The following is a 21,494-nucleotide window of genomic DNA, read 5'->3' on the forward strand; positions in this document are numbered from 1 at the left end:
GAATTGAGAAGTTTCACTGGAAATCTGGGGAATGAGCATGAAAAACATTGCTGTGATCCTTGCACTGACCGCCACTTTCGGCCTCTGCGCTCTGGCCCGCGCAGAAGCACCAGATTCCGCTACCCTGAAAGGCATGTACGACACGGGGCGCAACATGTCGGGCCTGATCAAGCATTGCGTCGACAACGGCTACCTGAAAGCGGATAGCACTGAAAACGCCAACAAGATGGTGGCGTTCGTTGCGAATATGCCGGGCGCGTTCGACAAGGCCGATGGCGACAAGAACGAAGGTCTCGGTCGCAAGGGCGAAGTGTTGGCCGACGGTCAATACAAGAGCCTGGAAGGCAACCTGCCACCGGATCTGAGCCTCAAGCAATGGTGCGAGCAAGCGGATCAAGGGATGCGTGAGGGGCTCAAGCAAATCGGCTTGTAAACGACATCGATGAGAACACTTGCCATGAAATCCGATATACCACCCACCGACGCTTCGGCACTCATCGACGCTCGAATCGCTGAACTGGCCGATTGGCGCGGCGCCATCCTCGGCGAGATTCGCAAGGTCATGCACCAGGCTGATCCCGAGGTGGTGGAGGAGTGGAAGTGGCGCGGTGTTCCGGTGTGGTCGCGGGGCGGGATCATTTGCACCGGGGAGACCTACAAGTCAGCGGTGAAGATGACCTTCGCCAAGGGCGCGGCGCTGGCCGATCCTGCGCGGTTGTTCAATGCCAGCCTGGAAGGCAACACCCGCCGGGCGATAGATTTTCATGAGGGTGACAAGGTCGATGAGCCGGCCTTGAAAGCGCTGATTCGCGAGGCGATTGCGCTGAATTTGTCGAAGTGAATCGTGGCGTTTGCCTTGGCTCAGAAATAACTGGCTGTTTTAAAACAAATTTTTTTGCACTCAGGGCTTCCCAGATCAAAAAAAGCTTGGTAAATTGCGGCCCATTCTCGCAGAGCTTGTTACAGAGCTTGAGATACAGGGGCGTCGCCAAGCGGTAAGGCAGCAGGTTTTGATCCTGCCATGCGTTGGTTCGAATCCAGCCGCCCCTGCCATATTCAGAAAAAACGCCAGTCCGAAAGGGCTGGCGTTTTTTTATGCGCGCGATTTGTGGCTGGGGCTGACAGTTGCCTGAGCCGTAGCGGGGGACTGATGTAAACTGCCCGCGCGAAAGTCCCGGCGCGTTGTTGGCCGGCGACCCTCAATCTCTCCAGACAAGAGACTTTCATGGCTAATCAAGACCTCAGCTTCACCCCTGATCCGGATGCCGATTCCATTTCCTCCGACGTTGTCGGTTTCAACGGCATTCTGGTTTCGACCCAGATCCCGACCCGCGCCGACGGCAGCCTGGAACTGGGCGACATTACCCAGCAGAGCGAATGCACGCTGCAGGCGCTGAAAGTGGCGCTGGAACGCGCCGGCAGTTCGATGGATCGGGTCATGCACCTGACCATCTACCTCACCGACATGGCTGACCGTGCGGCATTCAACGAAGTCTACAAGCGCTTCTTCGCCAAGCCATGGCCGGTGCGCGCCGCGGTGGGCGTGGCGTCGCTGGCGGTGGAAGGCATGCGCGTGGAAGTCACCGCAATGGCCGCCAAGGCCTGATCCTGCGGTAAAAAACTGTGGGAGCTGGCTTGCCAGCGATGGCGTCAGCACCACCAACATCTATGTTGACTGAACCATCGTCATCGCTGGCAAGCCAGCTCCCACAGGGTTTGCGGTTGCCACTTGGCAGCACAGGCGTGCCGCTCAGTCGATTCGCGGCTACAATGCGCGCCTTAACCGTGACCGCCTGACTAAAAAAACTATGTCCTTGCCCAAGCATCATCTGGAATTGCTCAGCCCCGCCCGTGACGTGGCGATTGCCCGCGAGGCGATCCTGCACGGCGCCGACGCCGTGTACATCGGTGGCCCGAGCTTCGGCGCGCGCCACAACGCCTGCAACGAGGTGAGCGAAATCGCCGAGCTGGTGGAGTTTGCCCGCCGTTATCACGCGCGCATTTTCACCACCATCAACACCATCCTGCACGACAACGAACTGGAGCCGGCGCGCAAGCTGATCCACCAGTTGTACGACGCCGGTGTCGACGCGCTGATCGTCCAGGATCTGGGCGTGATGGAACTGGACATCCCGCCGATCGAGCTGCATGCCAGTACCCAGACCGACATCCGCACGCTGGAGCGGGCGAAGTTTCTCGATCAGGCCGGTTTCTCGCAACTGGTGCTGGCCCGTGAGCTGAACCTCAAAGAAATCCGCGCCATTGCCGATGAAACCGATGCCGCCATCGAATTCTTCATCCACGGCGCACTGTGCGTGGCGTTCTCCGGGCAGTGCAACATTTCCCACGCGCAGACCGGGCGCAGCGCCAACCGTGGCGACTGCTCGCAGGCCTGCCGTTTGCCGTACACCCTGAAAGACGAAAAGGGTGGGGTGATCGCCTACGAAAAACACCTGCTGTCGATGAAGGACAACAACCAGAGCGCCAACATCCGCGCGTTGGTCGAGGCCGGTGTGCGCTCGTTCAAGATCGAAGGTCGCTACAAGGACATGGGCTATGTGAAGAACATCACCGCCTATTACCGCCAGCGCCTCGATGACGTGCTCGAAGACCGTCCGGACCTGGCCCGCGCTTCCAGCGGCCGCACCGCGCACTTCTTCCTGCCTGACCCGGAAAAGACCTTCCACCGTGGCAGCACCGATTACTTCGTCACCGATCGCAAGATCGACATCGGCGCGTTCGACTCGCCGACCTTCACCGGCCTGCCAGTGGGCACTGTCGAGAAAGTCGGCAAGCGTGACCTGCAGGTGGTGACGCAGGAGCCGCTGTCCAACGGCGACGGCCTCAACGTGCTGGTCAAGCGTGAAGTCGTGGGTTTCCGCGCCAACATCGCCGAGCCAAAAGGCGAGTTCGAAGAAGACGGCGAGAAGCGCTATCGCTACCGCGTCGAACCGAACGAAATGCCCGAAGGCCTGTACAAGCTGCGGCCGAATCATCCGCTGAACCGCAACCTCGACCACAACTGGCAACAGGCGCTGCAGAAGACTTCTGCCGAGCGTCGTATCGCATTGAGCTGGGTCGCACGTCTGCGTGAAGAACAGCTGGAAGTGACTGCGACCAGTGAAGAGGGGATCAGTGCCAGCGTGACCCTGAACGGTCCGTTCGGTGTCGCCAACAAGCCGGAACAGGCGCTGGAGCAATTGCAGGATCTGCTCGGCCAGCTCGGTACCACCCAATACCACGCCACCGACCTCAAGCTCGATGCACCGCAGGCGTTCTTCATCCCGAATTCGCAGCTCAAGGCCTTGCGCCGTGAAGTGATCGAAGCGCTGACCGCTGCTCGCGTCGCCGCGCATCCGCGTGGTAGCCGCAAGGCCGAAACCACGCCGCCGCCGGTGTACCCGGAGTCGCACCTGTCGTTCCTGGCCAACGTCTACAACCAGAAGGCCCGCGACTTCTATCACCGTCACGGCGTGAAGCTGATCGATGCGGCCTACGAGGCGCACGAAGAGGCTGGTGAAGTGCCGGTGATGATCACCAAGCACTGCCTGCGTTTCTCGTTCAACCTGTGCCCGAAACAGGCCAAAGGCGTGACCGGCGTGCGCACCAAGGTCGCGCCGATGCAGTTGATTCACGGCGACGAAGTGCTGACCCTGAAGTTCGACTGCAAGCCGTGCGAGATGCACATCATCGGCAAGATGAAAGGCCACATCCTCAACATGCCGCAACCGGGCAGCGTGGTTGGCCACATCAGCCCGGAAGACCTGCTGAAAACCATCCCGCGCGCGCCACACTGAGTGACGGGCGGGCGTGGCGCTACGGTGTCACGCCTGCTCGGGCTCGCGCTCGGCGAGGTCTTCGAGCAAGTCGGCTGACGGCACAAAGAACAGACCCCCGGTGACCGCGGTGCTGAAGTCCAGCAAACGGTCGTAGTTGCCCACGGGTTTGCCGACAAACATGTTCTCCAGCATCTGCTCGATCGGTTCCGGCGAGCGCGCGTAGCCAATGAAGAAAGTGCCGAACTCACCAGCCCCCGGGCGGCCGAACGGCATGTTGTCGCGCAGGATTTTCTGCTCCTGGCCGTCCTTGGTGATGGTGGTCAGGGCGCTGTGGGAATTGCTCGGCTTGACCTCTTCACCGAGTTCGATGTCGGCCAGCTTGGTGCGGCCGATCACCTTTTCCTGAGCTTCGACGCTCAGCGCATTCCACGCCTCCATCTTGTGCAGGTACTTTTGCACCAGCACATAGCTGCCGGATTCGAACGCGGGGTCTTCGTTGCCGATCAGGGTGAAGTGATCTGCCTTGCGGCCCACCGGGTTCTCAGTGCCATCGACGAAACCGATGATGCTGCGCATGTCGAAGTAGCGGAAACCCTGCACCTCATCCACCACGGTGATCGCGCCATTGAGCGCGCTGCACAATTGCGTGGCCAGTTCGAAGCACAGGTCCATCTGGTCGGCGCGGATGTGCAGCAGGATGTCGCCGGGGGTGGCTACGGCGCGGCGGCCCTCGACGCCGAACTCGCGGAACGGATGCAGCGATGCCGGGCGTGGACTGCCGAACAGGGCGTCCCAGGCGCTGGCGCTGAACCCGCAGACACATGACAAGTTGCCGTTGGGCACACGTTTGCCGACCGAGCGGGTGAGGGCGGCGATGTCACCGCACCAGCCGCGCACCTGATTGGCGGCGTCGCTGCCGGGCAGCAGCGTGGCGACGATGAAGATCGCGCTGCTGGTGATCGGGTTGCAGATCGCTTGCGGCTCGGGGGTATCCATTGATGAAGTCATAGTCGGTTCCATATGCGCGGGGCCAAGATCGGCGCTCAGTATGAAACCAAAAACGTTTCATCGATATCTCAGAAACGACCCAGTCGATAAGCATCCATCGTCGGCACGCCGGAATGGGCCGAGGGAGATGTCAACTGAGCTATCATCTCAGCAGTCACCGCCGCCTGCGTCAGCCCCAGATGCTGATGCCCGAACGCGAGCAGCACCTTGCCGTCGCAGACCTTGTCGATGACCGGCAGCGAGTCTGGCAGCGATGGGCGAAAACCCATCCACGGCGTTGCGTCTTCCACATTCAAATCATGGCGGAACAAGCCCTTGCTCAAGCGATGCAGTTGCCAGGCGCGCTCCATGAACGCTGGGCGCTGCAGGCCGGCGAACTCCACCGTACCGGCCAGGCGCAGGCCGCCGGTCATTGGCGTCATGATGAACTTGCGCTCCAGCGACGTGACCGCGAACGGCAGGCGCGCGTGTTCGTGCGGCAGCATCAGGTGATAGCCGCGCTCGGTGTCCAGTGGCACGCGTTTACCGGTCAGCGCCGCGGTGAGCTTGGCCGAATGCGCACCACAGGCGATCAGCACCTGCCGCGCGGTGAAACGCCCCTGATCGGTGAGCAACGACACGCCATGCGTCTGCAACTGGCCGCTCTGAACCTCCTGCTGGAAGAACCGCACACCGGCCGTTTTGGCGGCGCTCACCAGTTCACACACCACCTGATACGGGTCGAGAAAATGCCCGGTGCGCGGGTAGAACAATCCGCCTTGAATCTGTTCGCTGAGCTGCGGCGCGCTTTCTCGCACGGCGCTGGACGACCAGAAGTCCACCGGCACCTGCTGCTGACGCATGCGTGCCTGCAAGGCGTCGATCGCTTGCCGCGACTCGGGGCGCTCGAACACCAGCAGCGAGCCGTCCTCCTTGAGCAGGTCAAGGCGGGCGATGCTGTGCAGCAGGCGCTTCCAGGCGTCGAGGCTGCTTTCGTTGAGCGCGCGCAGGCCGGCCACGGTGCGCTGAAACGGCGCCGGGCGCAGGTTCAGCAGCAGGCGGCTGAACCACGGCACGGCGCGTGGCAGGTACTTCCAGTCCAGGCGCAGCGGCCCCATCGGGTCCATCAGCATCGCCGGCAGACGCTTGAGGATCGACGCATCGGCAATCGGAAACACCTGCTCGGTGGCCAGATGCCCGGCGTTGCCGAACGAGGCGCCATGACCGGGCGGCTGCTTGTCGATGACCACCACCCGTTTACCCTGACGCGCCAGTTGCAGGGCGCAGGCGACGCCGATGATGCCGGCGCCGATCACCGCGATATCGGCGTTGTCCGCTGTGAAGTTGTCGGGCATGGTCAAGCTTCCCTCTGACCGTCGAGCAAGCGCCGCAATTGCAGCGGATTCGCTTGTTTCAGCGGCGGCGGCAACAGGCTGTCGGAGAAGTCCTGATAACACACCGGACGCAGGAAACGCAGAATCGCCGCGGTACCGACCGATGTACTGCGCGAGTCCGAAGTGGCCGGAAACGGCCCGCCATGCACCATCGCATCACACACCTCGACCCCGGTCGGCCAGCCGTTGACCAGCAGACGTCCGGCCTTGCGTTCCAGTGTCGGCAACAAGGCCCGGGCGCGATCCAGATCGGCGTCATCCAGGTGCAGGGTGGCGGTCAACTGGCCTTCGAGGTGTTCGCAGACCTGACGGATTTCATCGTCGTTGGTGCACTGTACGATCAGTGATGCGGCACCAAAGATTTCACCTTGCAGGCGTGCGTCGGCGAGGAAGTCCTGCGCGTGGGTGACGAACAATTGCGCCTGACACTGGTTCGGGCCTTCAGCCGCTAGACCACCCGCCACGTGTTGCGCCTGCGGATGTTCGGCCAACGCGGCGACGGCGCTTGCATAGGCGCGGAAAATCCCCGGCGTGAGCATGGTCTGCGCCGGGCTGCCCTGGACCCCTTCGGCGGCAGCGGCAATGAAACCGTCCAGCATCGGCCCTTGGCGTGCGATGACCAGCCCGGGATTGGTACAGAACTGCCCGGCGCCCTGGGTCAGCGAGGCGACAAAACCCTGCGCCAACGCCTCACCGCGTGCGGCAAGCGCTGCGGGAAATAACAACACCGGATTGATCGAACTCATTTCCGCGTACACCGGAATCGGTTCGGGCCGTGCCTGCGCCGCTCGGCTCAGGGCGAGGCCCCCACTGCGCGATCCGGTGAAGCCCACAGCCTTGATGCGCCAATCACTGACCAACGCAATGCCGACCTCGTTGCCGGAGCCGAACAGCAGCGAGAACACGCCTTTAGGCAAAGCAGATTTTTCCACCGCGCGACTCAGCGCCTGGCCGACCAGTTCACTGGTGCCGGGATGCGCGCTGTGCGCCTTGACGATCACCGGGCAACCAGCGGCCAGTGCCGAGGCGGTGTCGCCGCCCGCCACCGAGAACGCCAGCGGAAAGTTGCTGGCGCCGAACACCGCCACTGGCCCCAACGCGATCTGCCGCTGGCGCAGATCAGAACGTGGCAGTGGCTGACGTTGGGGTTGTGATTGGTCGACCCGCACATCCAGCCATTCGCCGGCCCGCACGGTGCGGGCGAAGGTGCGCAATTGCCCGCAGGTGCGTCCACGTTCGCCTTGAATACGGGCGCGTGGCAGGCCGGTTTCGGCCACGGCACGGTCGATCAACGCATCGCCAAGGGCTTCGATCTCATTGGCGATGGTTTCGAGAAATTCGGCGCGAGCTTTGAGGGAGGTCTCGCGATAACGATCAAAGGCTTGCCACGCCAGTGCGCAGGCCTGTTCGACATGTTCTGCAGTGCCACCGGCATAGGCCGGTTCCAGCACTGCGTCGGTGGCGGGGTTGATCGCATGGATCGCTTCACGGCTGCCGGCGATGGCTTGGCCGCCGATCAACATGTGGCCTGTCAGAGTCATGACGCTTCCTTGAAAAAACAGGTGAAGCCCCGGTATCACACCGGGGCAGGGGCTGCGGTCAGGCGAGGTTCTGTTCCGCGGACCAGTTTTTGTACCACTGACGGAACAGCGCGTACTGGGTCTCGGCGTAACGCCGCTGGGCATCGCTGAGGGCGTCGGTTTCGTTGAAGTGCGGGGCGTATTCGCGGTCGCCGTTGAGCACCATCAAATGCTTGTAATACAGCACCAGATCGCAGCCTTCGTCGAACGACGACAGCACCGCCAGCGCCGCTTCCAGTTCGCGCGCCAGACGCCGGGCCTTGGCGTCGCCCTTGGCCGCTTGCTTGCTCAGCGCCACCAGTTGCAGCACTTCGCGGGGAAGGGCGTTGCCGATACCGGTGATCGCGCCGGTGGCGTTGCAGTTGACGAAGCCGTGCACCACTTGCGTATCGACACCGACCATCAGGGTCACGGCATCGTCCTGCGAGGTGATGTTTTCGGCGGCGTAGCGCAAGTCGGCGCCACCACCGAACTCCTTGAAGCCGATCAGGTTCGGGTGTTCACGACGCAGTTCGAAGAACAGCTCGGCGCGGGTGGCGAAGCCGTAGTAAGGGCTGTTGTAGATCACTGCCGGCAGGTTTGGCGCGGCGTTGAGGATCGCGGCGAAGTGGGCTTTTTGTGCGGTAGCCGAGGCACCTCGGGACAGCACGCGTGGAATCACCATCAGGCCATGGGCGCCGACTTTCGCGGCGTGCGCTGCATGGGACACCGCTTCACGGCTGTTGACCGCGCCAGTACCGACGATGGTTGGTACGCCGGCGGCGACCAGACGCGCCACGCCTTCCTGACGCTCAGCCTCGGTCAGCAGCGGCCAGTCGCCCATCGATCCGCAGTAAACCACCGCGCTCATGCCGATATCGATCAGCTCGCGACCTTTGGCCACCAGCGCGTCGAAGTCAGGTTTGCGTGCAGCGGTGCACGGGGTCATCAGCGCGGGAATGCAGCCAGTGAAGATGTTATCGCTCATTGTTGTAGCTCCTCGGGACATTCATTCGGATCGGTAGAAAAGCGGGGCTCAGATGCCCCAGGCGAAAGGGTCCTGCTCGTCGATCAGCAGGGTGGCGTCGGCGGTCATGTAGGCGCGGCCGGTAATGAACGGGCGTACGCGCTCGCCGTGCCATTCGAAGCGGCCTTCGAACTGGCTGCCGGTGATGCTCGCTTGCGTCCAGACCTGGCCTTCGGCGAGTTTGCCGTCAGCGGCCAGGCAGGCCAGTTTGGCGCTGGTGCCGGTGCCGCAGGGCGAGCGGTCGTAGGCTTTGCCGGGGCACATGACGAAGTTGCGGCTGTCGGCATTGGCATCGTCGGCAAACAGTTCGACGTGGTCGATCAACGCGCCGTCCTCGCCGTGGATGCCTTGGGCTTCGAGAGCCTTGAGCATCGCCCAGGTGTACTCGGTGAGGGCTTCGACGTTGCTCATCTGCAGGTCCTGACCATGTTCGGAGACGAGGAAAAACCAGTTGCCGCCCCAGGCGATGTCGCCGAGCACGCGACCGTAACCGGGCACGTCCACCGGCACCTGTTTGCGGTAGCGCCAGGCCGGAACATTGCCCAAAGTCACCGCGCCGTCCTCGTGCAGGGTGGCGCTGACCGGGCCGACCGGGGTGTCGATCTGGTGCACGCCCGGTTCGATCTGTCCCAGGTAATGCAGCGAGTTGACCAGGCCGATGGTGCCGTGGCCGCACATGCCGAGGTAGCCGGCGTTGTTGAAGAAAATCACCCCGCAGGTGGCGTCCGGCGACACCGGCGCGCAGTACAGCGCGCCGACCAGCACGTCGTTGCCGCGCGGCTCCAGCAGACAGGCGCGGCGCCATTGATCGTGGCCTTCGCGCAAGGCATCGCGCTTCTCGGCGATGCTGTGGCCGGGCAGCTCGGGGAAGCCCTTCATCACCAGGCGCGTCGGTTCGCCGCCGGTATGGGAATCGATGATGTGCAGTCGTTTCATGGGTTCGTCCCTTGAATGAAGTCAGGCGTGAGCAGGGCGTTGGCCCGTTGCCGAAGGGGTGGAGGATTCAGCGGCTTCGCTTTCGTCGTCCTCGTTTTCCAGACGAATCAGGTGTGCCGGTACGCCGGTGGCGGCGCCCCAGTAGTAGATGCCCAGCGCGCAGACTGCGACGATCACCGTGTCGAACGGATGACTGAGCACGCCGATACCACCGAAACTGCCGAGCTTGGAGAGGACGATGGTCACCGCGTAGAAGCCGATCAACCACGCCGAAGAACGCACTTGCTGACCCAGATTGAGGTGCGCGGTCGGCACCATGCGCCCGCACAACAGGTAGATGACAAACATCAGGATTTGCAGGCCGAGCAACCACGACACGGTGCCCCAGCCCGACCAGTAGACGATCAGCGCGGCGATGATGAACGACAGTGGCCCGAGCACGCTCATGCCCTTGACCCGGAACGGACGCGGCATGTCCGGCGCGCTGCGGCGCAGTGCGGCCACCGACACCGGGGCCACCGCATAGCTCAATACCAGCGCGGCAGAGACAACGTTGATCAACGCTTCCCACGACGGGAACGGCAGGGTCCAGAACACCGACAGGCCAAAGGTCAGCCACAGTGCCGGGCGGGGGATGCCGGACTTCTCATCGATGCGGGTGAAGATCTTGAAGAACGTCCCGGTCTGCGCCCAGCCGTAGATCACTCGCGGCGTGGCGTTCATGTAGATGTTGCCGCAGCCGCTGGGCGAGATCACCGCGTCGGCCACCACCAGATACGCCAGCCAGCCAACGCCCAGTGCCAGGGCGATGTCGCGATACGGCAGAGCCAGTTCCTTGGCGACGCCGGCCCAGCCATTGGCGAGCATTTCAGTCGGGATGCCACCGAGGAACGCGGTTTGCAGCAGCACGTAGATCGCGGTGGACAGCAGCACCGACAGGATCAGCGCAATCGGAATCGTGCGTTGCGGATTCTTCACTTCACTGGCCACGGAAATGATCGGCGTCAGGCCCAGATAGGCGAAGATCACCCCGCCGGCCGACACGGCCATTTCGATGCCGGACAGACCGAACGGCGCAAAGCCCTGGACCTGGAAATTGGCCGGTTTGAAAAAGGTGAACAACACGCCGATCACCAGCAGCGGCACGATGAACTTGAATACGCTGACCAGATTGTTGGCCATGGCGAAGGTCTTCACACTGCGGTAGTTGAGCAGGAAAAACAGGCACAACAACCCGAACTGCACGAACCAGCCGAGCACGGTCGGGTCGCTGGAGCCGACCTTGGTCAACTCGGGAAACCACGCCGCCGCATATTGCCGCGAGGCGACCACTTCGATCGCCACCAGGCTGGAAAACGCGATCAGCGTGATGAAGCCCATCAGGTAACCGAGCAGCGGGCCGTGGGAGTAAACCGGGTAGCGCACCACGCCGCCGGCACGCGGCAGTGCGGCACCCAATTCGCAGTAGACGATGCCCAGCAGCAACACGGCGAAACCACCGAGCAGCCAGGAAAAGATCCCCGCCGGGCCGGCGATGGCCGACACGTGACTGGCGGCGAACAACCAGCCCGAACCGAAGATCGCCCCCAGTCCGATGAACGTGAGGTCTATCAGTGAAAGTTGTTTCTTGAACTTGCCTTGGCCTGTCATAGCGTCGCCTTCTTGTTGGTTGTTGGAGGGGCGTGCAGTGGCGCTACAGTGAACTCATCAGGCGATGGGCGATTGATGTTTTTTGCCGGTGACGATGACGAAATCAGCACAATGGCCAGTGGCAAAGGCCCGGCTCGACAGGCTGTCGGCCATCGGGCAATCTGCGCGCAAGTCAATGCGCAGAGTGGGGAGTGAGAGGCATGCCGCAGAACGCGTTTGCGATCCTGAGCCAGCACAACGAAGCGAGCCGACCGCAATGCCTCGACGATCTGCTCGCCAGCATGGCGCTGCTGTTGCCCATGCTGGATGTGATTCCCAACGCGGCGATCTTCATCAAGGATCTGCAGGCGCGCTACGTCATGGCCAACCAGACGCTGGTGCAGCGCTGCGGTTTGAAAGACCTGCGGCCGTTACTGGGCAAGACCAGCGCCGAGGTGTTTCCGGCGCAATTGGGTCCGGGCTACACCGAGCAGGATCGGCGCGTGCTGGAAGAGGGATTGGTGCTGGAGGATCAGCTGGAGTTGCATCTGTACGGCAGCCGCGAACCGGGTTGGTGCCTGACCCACAAGCGCCCGCTGTACGACCGCGACAACCGGATCATCGGCCTGGTCGGTATTTCCGTCGACCTGCAAACTGCCAGCGAAACCCATCCGGCGTATCAGCGGCTGGCGGCGGTGGACGAGTACATCCGGGCGAATTTCAATCAGCGCGTCAGCCTGAGCGAACTGACGCGCATCGCCGGGATTTCCGTGGCGCAACTGGAGCGTTACTGCAAGCGGGTGTTCCACCTGACGCCGCGGCAGATGATCCAGAAAGTGCGCCTTGAGCATGCGCATCGGCTGTTGCACGGCGACCTGCCGATCACCGAAGTGGCGCTGCAGTGCGGGTATACCGACCACAGCGCCTTCACCCGGCAGTTCAAAGCATCGACCGGATTCACCCCGCGCCAGTATCGGTTGGCGACGGGGCAGTGAGGCTTGCCCGTCAGGCCTTGACCCAGCGCTGCCGACTCCAGGCACTCAGCGAATCCACGCCCAGCACCAGAATCAGCATCGCCAGAATCACCGTGCTCGCCTGCGCTTCCTGAAACAGGCTGAGGCTGACATACAGCATCTGCCCCAAACCACCGGCACCGACAAAGCCCAGCACACTGGCCATGCGGATGTTGTTTTCCCAGCGATACAGACAATACGCGAGCAATTGCGGGGCGAGGTTGGGCAGGGTGCCGTAGCAGAACGCTAGCACCGGATTGCCGCCCTGCAAGCGGATCGCTTCGGCCGGTTCCGGCGGGGTGTTTTCCAGCGCTTCGGCGAACAAACGGCCGAGCACCCCGGTGGTGTGCAGGGCCAGCGCCAGGGTGCCGGCATTCGGGCCGAGGCCGGCGGCGAGTACCATCAACGCCGCCCACACCAGTTCCGGAATCGCCCGCAGACCATTGAGTAGCAGCCGCGAAGCGCTTTGCAGCGGCCAGCCGAAACGACCGGCGGCAGGCAGCGCGAGGAGGATGCCGAATACCGCTGCGAGCAGGGTGCCGAGGGCCGACATGGCGAGGGTTTCCAGCGCGCCCTTGAGGATCGCCTGCAGGTGCGTGGCGCTCAGGTCCGGGCTGAGAAAGCGCTGTGCGTAGGCGCCCATCTGCTTGAGGCTGGTGGCGCTGCCCAGTTCACCGAGGTCGAGTTCGAGGTAACCGAACGAGGCGATGACCGCGACGCCAATGCCGACGATCAGCAACAGATTGATCAGGCGATTCATGTCAGCCTCCAGCGCAGCAGACGGCTGAGTTGGTCGGCACCGAGCACCAGGATCAGGAAGGTCAACAACATGCTCGCCACTTCACCGCTGGCGAACATGCGCAGCGACAGATCGATCTGCTGACCGAGGCCACCGGCGCCGACAAACCCCATCACCACCGACGCCCGAATCGCGCACTCCCAGCGATACACCGTGTACGACAGCAGCTCCGCCGCGACATTCGGCAGAATCCCGTAGGCAAACGCCGCGAGCCGTCCGCTGCCGGCCTGCATCAGGGCATGGGCCGGACGCTGGTCGGTGGACTCGAAAATCTCCGCGTAGACCTTGCCGAGCATGCCGCTGTAGGTGATGGCGATCGCCAGCACACCGGCCGCCGGGCCGAGGCCCACGGCACGCACGAACAGCAGCGCCCAGACGATTTCTGGCACGCTGCGCAAGAAGATCAGCAGCCCGCGCACCGGCCAGCGCAGCAAGCGTCCGAGCCGACTGGGAATGCCGCTGCGGGACGCCGCCGACAACGACAGTGCGCGGCTGGCAATCAGACTGGCCGGTACCGCCAGCAACAGCGCCAGAGCCATGCCGGCGGTGGCGATGGCCAGGGTTTGCAGGGTCGCCTTGAACAGCAACTGGAGAAAGTCGTGGTCATGCGCCGGTGGCCAGAACCCGGAGATGAAACGGCCCATTTCGGTCTGGCTGTCGCTGTGCAGCAGCACGCCAAGGTCCAGTTCGCTGAGCTGGATGCCCGGCCACAGCAAGGCCAGCGCCAGCAGGGTCAGCAATAATCGCGGCGCGGCGGCCGGGTCGCGTGAGTCAGCCCTCAGCATCGCGGGATCTGCACAATCAGCGGCGCACTCGGCGTCGTCGGGCTTTGCAATTGCTCGTTGGCGTACAGCGCATCAAGCATCTCGCGGCTGACCTGTTCGGCCGGGCTGTCGAACAGGATCTGGCCATCGCGCAAACCGATGATGCGCGGGAAATGCGCGAGCGCCAGTTCCACCGCGTGCAGACTCGCCACCAGCGTGACGTTATGTGCCCGGGCATGCTGCGAGAGGATCGACAGGGTGTGCCCGGCCAACACCGGGTCCATCGCCGACACCGGTTCGTCCGCCAGCAGAATCTCCGGTGCCTGATACAGCACCCGGGCAATGCCCACGCGCTGCAATTGGCCACCGGACAATTGCTGGCAGTAAGCGAAAAGTTTGTCGCCCAGATCCAGGCGGGCGAGGGCCGCACGGGCGCCGGGGATATCCGTCGGGTGCAGCAGATTCAGCAGGCTCTTGCCCAAACTCCACTGGCCGAGTTTGCCGGCCAGCACTGCCGTCACCACCCGTTGGCGCGGCGGCAGCGGTGGGGCTTGATGCACCAGGCCGATGCGCGCACGCAGGCGTTGGCGCTGGCGGGCGGAGAGGTGCCAGGGGCGTTCGCCCAGCACCTCGATTTCACCGCTGCTGGGGCGCAATGCGGTGGCCAGCAGGTTCAACAGACTGGATTTACCGGCCCCGGACGGACCGATGATTACCACCTGCTCACCGGCGCCAATCTGCAGGTCGACGCCACGCAGCGCATCGACCCCGTTGGTGTGGTGCAGACGGGCTTGTGTAAGGCTCAGGGTCATTTCAGCAGGTCGGCAGCGCGAGCAGCTTCCTCGATGCCCTTGTAGTTTTCGGGCTTGGTGTCGATGAAGCGGCTGGCCGCCTGCAGATCCAGAATCTTCTTCTGCTCGGGGTTGGCCGGGTCGAGGTCGAGGAAGGCTTTCTTGATCTTCGCCGCCAGCGCCGGGTCAAGGGTGCCGCGCACGGTCCAGTTGTAATCGAAGTAGGCCGGGGTGGTGGCGAACACATGCACCTTGCTGGTATCGACCTTGCCGGCGTCCACCAGTTTCTGCCAGACGCTGGCGTTCAAGACACCGGCATCGACCTTGCCGGCCTGAACCCAGGCGACGGTGGCGTCATGCGCGCCGGAATAGGCGACGCGGCTGAAATAGGCTTCCGGCTTGATGTTGTCGTTCTTCAGCATGAAGTAGCGCGGCATCAGGCTACCGGAGGTCGATGACACCGAGCCGAAGGCAAAGGTCTTGCCCTTGAGGTCGGCCAGGCTCTTCACGTTCGGGTCGGCGCTGATGAATTTGCTGGTGAACTGCGCATCCTGCTCGCGCTGCACCAGCGGGATCACCGGGGTAGTGGCGTCGGTCTTCAGGCGTGCCTGAACAAAAGTGAAACCGCCCAGCCAGGCCATGTCGAGGCGATCGGTCGCCAGCGCTTCAACCACCGCCGGATAGTCCGCCACAGGAACGAACTGCACTTTCATGCCCAACTGCTGCTCCAGGTAAGCACCGAGCGGCTCGAACTTGCGCAGCAATTCGGTCGGGGCTTCGTCAGGAATCGCGCTGACCCGCAACACATCGGCGGCATGCGCCACCAGAGCAGAAAAAGACAGGGCCAGACCAGCAGTCAGTGCCAGGGTTCGTTTGAGCATGGAAATCTCCGTTTCATGAGCGTCGCATTCTAAGCGCCACGACGCGAGGTGTCGCGGCTGGGCGCTCAATCAGGTTAGACGAAACGGCGAGGTTATACGCAGGCGTGCGGTGAAAGGCCAGCGCGCTTGTCCGGTGATGTTTTGCTCCACATTTCCTGCAGCCCACTGCCGCTGTGACCCCGCAAAACCCTGTAGGAGCTGTCGAGTGAAACGAGGCTGCGATCTTTGCGTTTCGATTGAAGATCAAAAGATCGCAGCGTGCCGCAGCGCCTACACGGGAATTTTGGCAATCACCTTGATCTCGAACTGAAACCCGGCCAGCCAGGTCACGCCGACTGCGGTAATCGTCGGATACGGTGCACGGCCCCAGAACTCCGGTACCACTTCCCAGATGGTTTCGAAGGTCGATTGTGGATCGATCATGAACACCGTGACGTCCACCGCGTCGGCAAAGCTGCAACCGGCGGCATCGAGAATCGCATTGAGGTTGTTGAAGGCCAGGCGCACCTGGTCCTGCAGCTCCGGTTCGGGCGAACCATCTTCACGGCTGCCGACTTGCCCCGAGACGAACAGAAAACCGTTGGAACGAATCGCCGGCGAATAGCGATGCCGCTCGTAAAGCGCATGGCGGGCTGGCGGGAAAACGACGTCGCGCTGGGTCATGGGTGTCTCCATCATTGTTTGGTGGTTGTTGATGGAGTGACTGTAGGGACTTGCGCCGTGGCGATAAACGCGCAAGCTTGGCGTTCACTGTTTGCAGATTCCAAACAATCCGAGGGCGCAAAGTGGACCGTTTCGATGCAATGCAGGCGTTCGCCCGGGTGGTCGAGGCGGGCAGCTTCACCAAGGCTGCCGAGACCTTGCACATGAGCAAGACTACGGTGACCCAACTCATCCAGCAGCTGGAAGCACGGCTGCGGGTCAAGTTGCTCAACCGCACCACACGCAAGGTCAACGTCACTGCCGATGGCGCGATCTATTACCAGCGGGTGATCAGGCTGTTGGCCGGTATGGACGATGCCGAAACTAGCCTGACCGGCGCGTCGGCCCTGCCCAGGGGGCGTTTGCGGGTGGATGTGCCGAGCCCGCTGGCACGGCTGATTCTGATTCCGGCACTGCCGATGTTTCACCAGCGCTACCCGGAAATCCAGATCGATATGGGCGTCAGCGACCGGATCGTCGACATCATTGATGAGAACGTCGATTGCGTGGTGCGCGGCGGCGAACTGCTCGACCAGTCACTCATGGCGCGGCGGGTCGCCGATCTTCAACTCGGGGTCTTCGCCGCGCCGAGTTATCTGGCCCGTGCCGGTACGCCGCAGCACCCGCGTGAGCTGGAAGACTCGCATCATCGGGTGGTCGGATTTCTCTGGGCGCGCACCGGCAAGCCGGTGCCTTACGCCTTGCACAACGGCAGCGAACACCTGCAGATCAAGGGGCGCCACGTGCTCGCCGTGGATGACGGCAACGCCTACCTTGCGGCAGGGCTGGCCGGCATGGGTGTGCTGTGGTTGCCCAGGTACATGGCGCACGCACATCATTCTCGGGGCGAGTTGGTGGCGCTGCTCGAGGACTGGCAACTTGAGCCGATGCCGCTCTATGTGGCATACGCGCCGAACCGGCATGTCAGCCAAAAGCTCAGGGTCTTTATCGATTGGGTGATGGAGTTGATGGCGTTGCATGGCAATGGCCCGGAACTTGCTGAAGCGTAAACCAGGACAGTCAAATAAATAGCGTTTTGACGGTGAATACCGCCATTGGCGGCTCTGGATGCACCGCTATTCACTCAAGGAGTTTCATTCGTCATGAATATGTACATCGATATTGTGGGTGCGTGCAATTTGAGCTGCCCCTCGTGCCCGATGGGTAACTCGGAAAACGTCAATTTCAAGAAAGCCATGCAAATCGACATGTTCAGGAAGATCGTCGAGAAGGCCCGGGTCGAGGGGGTCAAATCGATTTTTCTTTATAACTGGACAGAGCCGTTGATTCATCCGCGAATCGGTGAGTTTGTCGAGATCGTCAATGCCGCTGGCTTGCGTTGCGGTATCAGTTCCAATCTGAATCTGGCCAAGAACATGGAAGTCGCGTTGCTCGCCAACCCATGGTTTTTCCGTATTTCTCTCTCTGGGTTTTACCAGGAAACCTACGAGAAAGGGCATGCGGGTGGCGACATCGAAGTCGTCAAACAGAACATGCTCAAGTTGCACGAGATCAAGCAACGAGAGGGGTTGGATACTCTGGTCGAGGTGTACTACCACCGCTATCTGGACAACATCGACGAAGAAGCGCTGATGCGCGAATTCAGTGAAGGCCTGGGTTTCAAGTTCGCGACCGGTTATTCCGTGATGATGCCGCTGGAGAAGACCCTGGCGATTGTCGAGCGTGATGTCTCTGTCACGGATGTTGATCATCAAACGCTGGAAAGGCTGGCGCTGCCGCCTTACGACGATCTGGTCAATCTGATTCGGCATTATCCAAAAAAGGCGTGCTCGCTCAAGGACGATTGGCTGGTGCTGGACTGCAACGGAAATACAGTGCTGTGTTGCAGTATTTTCAATCAGACTGAATATCAGGTCGGCAAGTATCTGGACCTGCCTTTGCCGCAACTGACTCGACTCAAGTCGACTCAAGAAAACTGCGTCGATATGTGCAATCGTTGCGCAGCAAATGGCTTGCACCACTACGCAATGACCCCGAGTCAGGGGGCAATGGAAGCTCACGCAATCAACCGCATCATCGATTTTCGCAAGCGTAGCGCCATTGGCCTTCCAGTCGCGAGTGACAAGCTTGGGCGCGACGGTGAAGTCAGTGCCGAGAATTTCGACGAAGCGCAATATCTTCAGATGAATCAGGACGTCAAGAACGCGATCTCCACGGGTGCCTTTACCAGTGGTTATCAACATTACCTGCTGTACGGACGTCTGGAAGGCAGGCTCGGTGCGGGTTATCTCACGGTCGTCTGAGATTATTGATCGGGCGTTGCCAGCCGAGTGCTCAGCCACTCGGTGAAGCTGCGCGCCATCGGGTCATTCTCGCTGTCACGATGGGTCAACAGCGCCCAGTTCGGGCCACGAATGGTTTGCTCCACCAACGGTTGCAGCAACCCCGTGTCCCGCGCCTGACGGCTGAGCAACTGGCTGACCAGCGCAATGCCAAGCCCTGCCGCAGCGGCATCGAGCAACAAACCCGGATCGGAAAAATTCAGCCCCTGATCCTGCTGCCCGACATCGACGCCGGCCTCCACCGCCCAATGGCTCCAGTCCATTTCCCGCTCACCGTGCAGGGTGGTGCGCTGCGCGGCAGGTTGCGCCAACACGCCGGGATGACACGCTGGAAACAGGCGGTCGGCATGCAGCACCTTGAAGCTGCATTCGGCCTGGGAGCTGATGTCGTCGCGCACCGCCAGATCGATGGTTTGCGTGGCCATGTCCGGTACCTCGTCGGTGCTGAAAATCCACAGGTCGACTTGCGGATGCTGGCGCCGAAAATCCGCCAGACGCGGCAGCAGCCAGTGCCGGGCGAACGCTGGCGTGGTGTTGAGCACCAGTTGATTGGGTTTCTGATATTGGCCCAGACGGCGGATGCCGACGGCCAGTTGCTGGAGCATCGCCTGGGTGGTGCTGAGCAGATCGTGGCCGGCATCGGTCAGCGACACGCTGCGACCGCTGCGAAAGAACAGCGGTTGTTCGAGGTACGCCTCAAGGCTGCGGATCTGCTGGCTGATCGCCGATTGGGTGAGGCTCAGCTCATCGGCGGCCTTGTGAAAACTGCCCAGACGAGCAGCCGCTTCGAAGCCGCGCAGGGAGCTGAGCGGCGGCCAATGCTTGAGCATATAGATAAGTTCCTCTAATCAGTTGTGCGCTAAATCCATCGTTTGTTGGTGTCGTTCCGGCGCCGTAGCATTCACCTCACGCCAAATCACGGCAATTTCCATTGAACACAATGGCTTAATCGAGAGGTGCTTGTCATGCCGCGCAACGAGAATAACAATAACGCTTGGATGATGCCTGCCGAATGGGTAACGCACGCGGCGACGTGGATGGTCTGGCCGCATAACCAGGCGCTGTGGGAGTCGGGCTGGCGCGTGACCTTACCGCTCGTGCAGGAGGATTTCGCCCGGGTCGCCAACGCCATCGCGCGATTCGAGCCGGTGAAAATGGTCGTCGATCCCTCGGCGGTAGCGAGCGCCAAAGCCCTGTGCGGGCCGAACATCGAGCTGATCCCGCTGGCGGTCAACGACAGCTGGTGCCGCGACTCCGGCCCGAGCTTCGTCTGCCACCCGCAACAAGGGCTGGCCGGTGTCAGCTGGCGCTTCAACGCCTGGGGCGGCAAGTCGGCGCATGAGCTGGATGAAAGCCTGGCGCGGCGCGCGCTCAATCATCTGGGGCTGGAATGTTTCGGCACGCCGCTGAGCAACGAGGGCGGGGCGATTCATGTCGATGGCGAAGGCACGCTGATCACCACCGAGTCGGTGCTGCTCAACCCCAACCGCAATCCGGGGATTGGCAAGGCTGAAATGGAAGAGATTTTCAGTCGTCTGCTTGGCGTGAAGAAAACCATCTGGCTGCCGGGTGATCCGGATTACGTCACCGGTGACATGACCGACGGCCACGTCGATGGCGTCTGCGCCTTCGCCCGGCCCGGCGTGTTGCTGGTGGATGCCACCCACGACAAGAGCTCGGTGTACGCCGAAGTGACCCGGGAAAACCGCCGCGCACTGGAACTGGCGACCGACGCACAGGGCCGCAAGTTCGAGCTGATCGAACTCTACGAAGCCAGCGAAGCGGTGGACAGCGAAGCTGAAGTGTTCTGCGCCTCGTACACCAATTTCTACATCGCCAACGGCGCGATCATCATGCCGGCTTACGGCATCGAGGCCGACGAGGCGGCGGCGAAAGTGCTGGCGCAGGCATTCCCCGGACGCGAAGTGGTGCCGGTGCGTATCAATCATCTGGCCCATGGCGGCGGCGGGGTGCATTGCATCACCCAGCAACAACCCGCCTGGCCAGTGGAGGGTTGAGCGATGAGCCATCTGACTATCGCCACCACCCAGATGCCGTGCACCTGGGACCTGCCGCGCAACCTCGATCAAGCCGAGCAACTGGTGCGTGAGGCGGCCGCGAAGGGCGCGCAGGTGATCCTGTTGCAGGAGCTGTTCGCCACGCCGTATTTCTGTATCGAACAGAGCCACAAACATCTCGCGCTGGCCGAGGAATATCGTGACAGCCGCGTGCTGCAGCGTTTCGCCGCGCTGGCCAAAGAGCTGAGCGTGGTGCTGCCGCTGAGCTGGTTCGAGCAGGCCGGCAACGCGTATTTCAATTCGCTCACCGTGGCCGATGCCGACGGGCGTCTGTCGGGGGTGTATCGCAAGACCCACATCCCCAACGCCATCGGTTATCAGGAGAAGGAATATTTCAGCCCCGGCGACAGCGGTTTCCGCGTGTGGGACACCGCGTTCGGCCGTCTCGGCGTGGGCATCTGCTGGGATCAGTGGTTTCCCGAGACCGCGCGTTGTCTGGCGTTGATGGGCGCTGAAGTGTTGCTGTTTCCCACGGCCATTGGCTCTGAGCCGGGCTGCGCGGCGCTGGACTCGCGCGATCACTGGCAGATGACCATGCGCGGCCATGCCGCTGCCAATCTATTGCCGGTGGTGGCCGCCAACCGGGTCGGGCGCGAAGTGGCGAGCACCGATCCGTCGCTGCAGATGAGCTTCTACGGTTCGTCATTCATCAGCGATCACAAGGGCAAGTTGCTCGCCGAAGCCGACCGCGACAGCACGGGCGTGCTGGTGCACGGCCTCGACCTCGATGCGATGCGCGAAGAACGGCTGAGCTGGGGCATCTACCGTGACCGGCGCCCGGACATGTATGGCGCACTGCTCAGTCAGGATGGTCGCAACCTTCACGCACGCTGGAACGCACAAGGGGTTTGA

The 21,494-nt window shown here is 62.2% G+C and carries 21 protein-coding genes and 1 tRNA gene; 10 read left to right on the plus strand and 12 right to left on the minus strand.

The features are described from left to right. Positions 1 to 37: 37 nt before the first annotated feature. From PMI25_RS26595 to PMI25_RS26615, 5 genes are all read left to right on the plus strand, one after another. Complete coding sequence (locus PMI25_RS26595) at positions 38 to 433, plus strand: hypothetical protein (protein ID WP_045122210.1); 396 nt, start codon at positions 38 to 40, stop codon at positions 431 to 433. Positions 434 to 457: 24 nt separating this feature from the next. After that, entirely contained in the window at positions 458 to 841 is a 384-nt protein-coding gene (locus PMI25_RS26600; RefSeq protein WP_007969249.1) for a DUF1801 domain-containing protein, read from the plus strand. Between the two features lie 137 nt (positions 842 to 978). After that, a tRNA-Gln gene (locus PMI25_RS26605) sits at positions 979 to 1,053 on the plus strand. 172 nt (positions 1,054 to 1,225) lie between these two features. Next, positions 1,226 to 1,606 carry a RidA family protein gene (locus tag PMI25_RS26610; protein ID WP_007969250.1) on the plus strand — a complete coding sequence of 127 codons (381 nt, stop codon included), beginning with the start codon at positions 1,226 to 1,228 and terminating at the stop codon, positions 1,604 to 1,606. 202 nt (positions 1,607 to 1,808) lie between these two features. Then, complete coding sequence (locus PMI25_RS26615) at positions 1,809 to 3,797, plus strand: peptidase U32 family protein (protein WP_007969252.1); 1,989 nt, start codon at positions 1,809 to 1,811, stop codon at positions 3,795 to 3,797. A gap of 27 nt (positions 3,798 to 3,824) precedes the next feature. On the opposite strand, the gene PMI25_RS26620 is transcribed toward PMI25_RS26615, so the two are convergent. From PMI25_RS26620 to PMI25_RS26645, 6 genes are all read right to left on the minus strand, one after another. Next, on the minus strand, positions 3,825 to 4,787 hold the full coding sequence (locus PMI25_RS26620; protein WP_007969254.1) for a Dyp-type peroxidase: 963 nt from the start codon (positions 4,785 to 4,787) through the stop codon (positions 3,825 to 3,827). A gap of 68 nt (positions 4,788 to 4,855) precedes the next feature. Next, complete coding sequence (locus PMI25_RS26625) at positions 4,856 to 6,121, minus strand: NAD(P)/FAD-dependent oxidoreductase (protein ID WP_007969256.1); 1,266 nt, start codon at positions 6,119 to 6,121, stop codon at positions 4,856 to 4,858. Between the two features lie 2 nt (positions 6,122 to 6,123). Further along, positions 6,124 to 7,701 (minus strand): aldehyde dehydrogenase (NADP(+)), encoded by a 1,578-nt coding sequence (locus tag PMI25_RS26630; protein WP_007969257.1) that lies wholly within the window; start codon positions 7,699 to 7,701, stop codon positions 6,124 to 6,126. A gap of 58 nt (positions 7,702 to 7,759) precedes the next feature. Continuing rightward, positions 7,760 to 8,707, minus strand: coding sequence for a dihydrodipicolinate synthase family protein (locus tag PMI25_RS26635; protein WP_007969258.1), 948 nt, complete (start codon positions 8,705 to 8,707; stop codon positions 7,760 to 7,762). Between the two features lie 48 nt (positions 8,708 to 8,755). After that, positions 8,756 to 9,682, minus strand: a complete 927-nt coding sequence (locus PMI25_RS26640; protein ID WP_007969259.1) for a 4-hydroxyproline epimerase — start codon at positions 9,680 to 9,682, stop codon at positions 8,756 to 8,758. A gap of 21 nt (positions 9,683 to 9,703) precedes the next feature. Beyond that, positions 9,704 to 11,332 carry an APC family permease gene (locus PMI25_RS26645; RefSeq protein WP_007969260.1) on the minus strand — a complete coding sequence of 543 codons (1,629 nt, stop codon included), beginning with the start codon at positions 11,330 to 11,332 and terminating at the stop codon, positions 9,704 to 9,706. 200 nt (positions 11,333 to 11,532) lie between these two features. Between PMI25_RS26645 and PMI25_RS26650 the strand changes: the two genes are divergently transcribed. Next, on the plus strand, positions 11,533 to 12,306 hold the full coding sequence (locus PMI25_RS26650; protein ID WP_007969261.1) for an AraC family transcriptional regulator: 774 nt from the start codon (positions 11,533 to 11,535) through the stop codon (positions 12,304 to 12,306). 10 nt (positions 12,307 to 12,316) lie between these two features. Here the strand turns inward: PMI25_RS26650 and phnE are convergent, their stop codons facing one another. From phnE to PMI25_RS26675, 5 genes are all read right to left on the minus strand, one after another. Beyond that, entirely contained in the window at positions 12,317 to 13,084 is a 768-nt protein-coding gene (gene phnE / locus PMI25_RS26655) for a phosphonate ABC transporter, permease protein PhnE (RefSeq protein ID WP_007969262.1), read from the minus strand. After that, positions 13,081 to 13,908 (minus strand): PhnE/PtxC family ABC transporter permease, encoded by an 828-nt coding sequence (locus tag PMI25_RS26660; protein ID WP_007969263.1) that lies wholly within the window; start codon positions 13,906 to 13,908, stop codon positions 13,081 to 13,083. The genes phnE and PMI25_RS26660 overlap by 4 nt, the downstream gene beginning before the upstream one ends. After that, the gene (locus PMI25_RS26665) at positions 13,902 to 14,699 is read right to left on the minus strand and encodes a phosphonate ABC transporter ATP-binding protein (RefSeq protein WP_007969264.1); all 798 of its coding nucleotides are present in this window, start codon (positions 14,697 to 14,699) and stop codon (positions 13,902 to 13,904) included. The genes PMI25_RS26660 and PMI25_RS26665 overlap by 7 nt, the downstream gene beginning before the upstream one ends. Beyond that, a complete protein-coding gene (locus PMI25_RS26670; protein ID WP_007969266.1) occupies positions 14,696 to 15,559 on the minus strand; it encodes a putative selenate ABC transporter substrate-binding protein in 864 nt (287 codons plus the stop codon). The genes PMI25_RS26665 and PMI25_RS26670 overlap by 4 nt, the downstream gene beginning before the upstream one ends. 270 nt (positions 15,560 to 15,829) lie before the next feature. Then, positions 15,830 to 16,222 carry a RidA family protein gene (locus PMI25_RS26675; RefSeq protein ID WP_007969267.1) on the minus strand — a complete coding sequence of 131 codons (393 nt, stop codon included), beginning with the start codon at positions 16,220 to 16,222 and terminating at the stop codon, positions 15,830 to 15,832. Positions 16,223 to 16,344: 122 nt separating this feature from the next. Here PMI25_RS26675 and PMI25_RS26680 point away from each other — a divergent pair, with 122 nt between their 5' ends. Together PMI25_RS26680 and PMI25_RS26685 are read left to right on the plus strand one after the other, a co-directional pair. Further along, positions 16,345 to 17,271, plus strand: a complete 927-nt coding sequence (locus tag PMI25_RS26680) for a LysR family transcriptional regulator (protein ID WP_007969268.1) — start codon at positions 16,345 to 16,347, stop codon at positions 17,269 to 17,271. 45 nt (positions 17,272 to 17,316) lie between these two features. Then, positions 17,317 to 18,525 (plus strand): radical SAM protein, encoded by a 1,209-nt coding sequence (locus tag PMI25_RS26685; protein ID WP_238547103.1) that lies wholly within the window; start codon positions 17,317 to 17,319, stop codon positions 18,523 to 18,525. 2 nt (positions 18,526 to 18,527) lie between these two features. On the opposite strand, the gene PMI25_RS26690 is transcribed toward PMI25_RS26685, so the two are convergent. Next, positions 18,528 to 19,394, minus strand: a complete 867-nt coding sequence (locus PMI25_RS26690) for a LysR substrate-binding domain-containing protein (protein WP_007969271.1) — start codon at positions 19,392 to 19,394, stop codon at positions 18,528 to 18,530. 135 nt (positions 19,395 to 19,529) lie between these two features. Between PMI25_RS26690 and PMI25_RS26695 the strand changes: the two genes are divergently transcribed. Together PMI25_RS26695 and aguB are read left to right on the plus strand one after the other, a co-directional pair. Next, positions 19,530 to 20,582 (plus strand): agmatine deiminase family protein, encoded by a 1,053-nt coding sequence (locus tag PMI25_RS26695; RefSeq protein ID WP_007969274.1) that lies wholly within the window; start codon positions 19,530 to 19,532, stop codon positions 20,580 to 20,582. A 3-nt stretch (positions 20,583 to 20,585) separates the two neighbouring features. After that, positions 20,586 to 21,494: an N-carbamoylputrescine amidase gene (gene aguB / locus PMI25_RS26700; RefSeq protein WP_007969276.1), complete on the plus strand. Its 909-nt coding sequence runs from the start codon at positions 20,586 to 20,588 to the stop codon at positions 21,492 to 21,494.

Source organism: Pseudomonas sp. GM30 (assembly GCF_000282275.2).
Lineage (GTDB): Bacteria > Pseudomonadota > Gammaproteobacteria > Pseudomonadales > Pseudomonadaceae > Aquipseudomonas.

What these genes read in the sequence shown, in the direction of transcription:
- PMI25_RS26690 (WP_007969271.1), bottom strand. Translation starts at nt 19,394, where the DNA reads ATGCTCAAGCATTGGCCGCCGCTCAGCTCCCTGCGCGGCTTCGAAGCG.
- PMI25_RS26610 (WP_007969250.1), top strand. Translation starts at nt 1,226, where the DNA reads ATGGCTAATCAAGACCTCAGCTTCACCCCTGATCCGGATGCCGATTCC.
- PMI25_RS26630 (WP_007969257.1), bottom strand. Translation starts at nt 7,701, where the DNA reads ATGACTCTGACAGGCCACATGTTGATCGGCGGCCAAGCCATCGCCGGC.
- PMI25_RS26635 (WP_007969258.1), bottom strand. Translation starts at nt 8,707, where the DNA reads ATGAGCGATAACATCTTCACTGGCTGCATTCCCGCGCTGATGACCCCG.
- PMI25_RS26650 (WP_007969261.1), top strand. Translation starts at nt 11,533, where the DNA reads ATGCCGCAGAACGCGTTTGCGATCCTGAGCCAGCACAACGAAGCGAGC.
- PMI25_RS26670 (WP_007969266.1), bottom strand. Translation starts at nt 15,559, where the DNA reads ATGCTCAAACGAACCCTGGCACTGACTGCTGGTCTGGCCCTGTCTTTT.
- PMI25_RS26675 (WP_007969267.1), bottom strand. Translation starts at nt 16,222, where the DNA reads ATGACCCAGCGCGACGTCGTTTTCCCGCCAGCCCGCCATGCGCTTTAC.
- PMI25_RS26645 (WP_007969260.1), bottom strand. Translation starts at nt 11,332, where the DNA reads ATGACAGGCCAAGGCAAGTTCAAGAAACAACTTTCACTGATAGACCTC.
- PMI25_RS26660 (WP_007969263.1), bottom strand. Translation starts at nt 13,908, where the DNA reads ATGCTGAGGGCTGACTCACGCGACCCGGCCGCCGCGCCGCGATTATTG.
- PMI25_RS26665 (WP_007969264.1), bottom strand. Translation starts at nt 14,699, where the DNA reads ATGACCCTGAGCCTTACACAAGCCCGTCTGCACCACACCAACGGGGTC.
- PMI25_RS26615 (WP_007969252.1), top strand. Translation starts at nt 1,809, where the DNA reads ATGTCCTTGCCCAAGCATCATCTGGAATTGCTCAGCCCCGCCCGTGAC.
- aguB (WP_007969276.1), top strand. Translation starts at nt 20,586, where the DNA reads ATGAGCCATCTGACTATCGCCACCACCCAGATGCCGTGCACCTGGGAC.
- PMI25_RS26600 (WP_007969249.1), top strand. Translation starts at nt 458, where the DNA reads ATGAAATCCGATATACCACCCACCGACGCTTCGGCACTCATCGACGCT.
- PMI25_RS26640 (WP_007969259.1), bottom strand. Translation starts at nt 9,682, where the DNA reads ATGAAACGACTGCACATCATCGATTCCCATACCGGCGGCGAACCGACG.
- phnE (WP_007969262.1), bottom strand. Translation starts at nt 13,084, where the DNA reads ATGAATCGCCTGATCAATCTGTTGCTGATCGTCGGCATTGGCGTCGCG.
- PMI25_RS26595 (WP_045122210.1), top strand. Translation starts at nt 38, where the DNA reads ATGAAAAACATTGCTGTGATCCTTGCACTGACCGCCACTTTCGGCCTC.
- PMI25_RS26625 (WP_007969256.1), bottom strand. Translation starts at nt 6,121, where the DNA reads ATGCCCGACAACTTCACAGCGGACAACGCCGATATCGCGGTGATCGGC.
- PMI25_RS26620 (WP_007969254.1), bottom strand. Translation starts at nt 4,787, where the DNA reads ATGACTTCATCAATGGATACCCCCGAGCCGCAAGCGATCTGCAACCCG.
- PMI25_RS26695 (WP_007969274.1), top strand. Translation starts at nt 19,530, where the DNA reads ATGCCGCGCAACGAGAATAACAATAACGCTTGGATGATGCCTGCCGAA.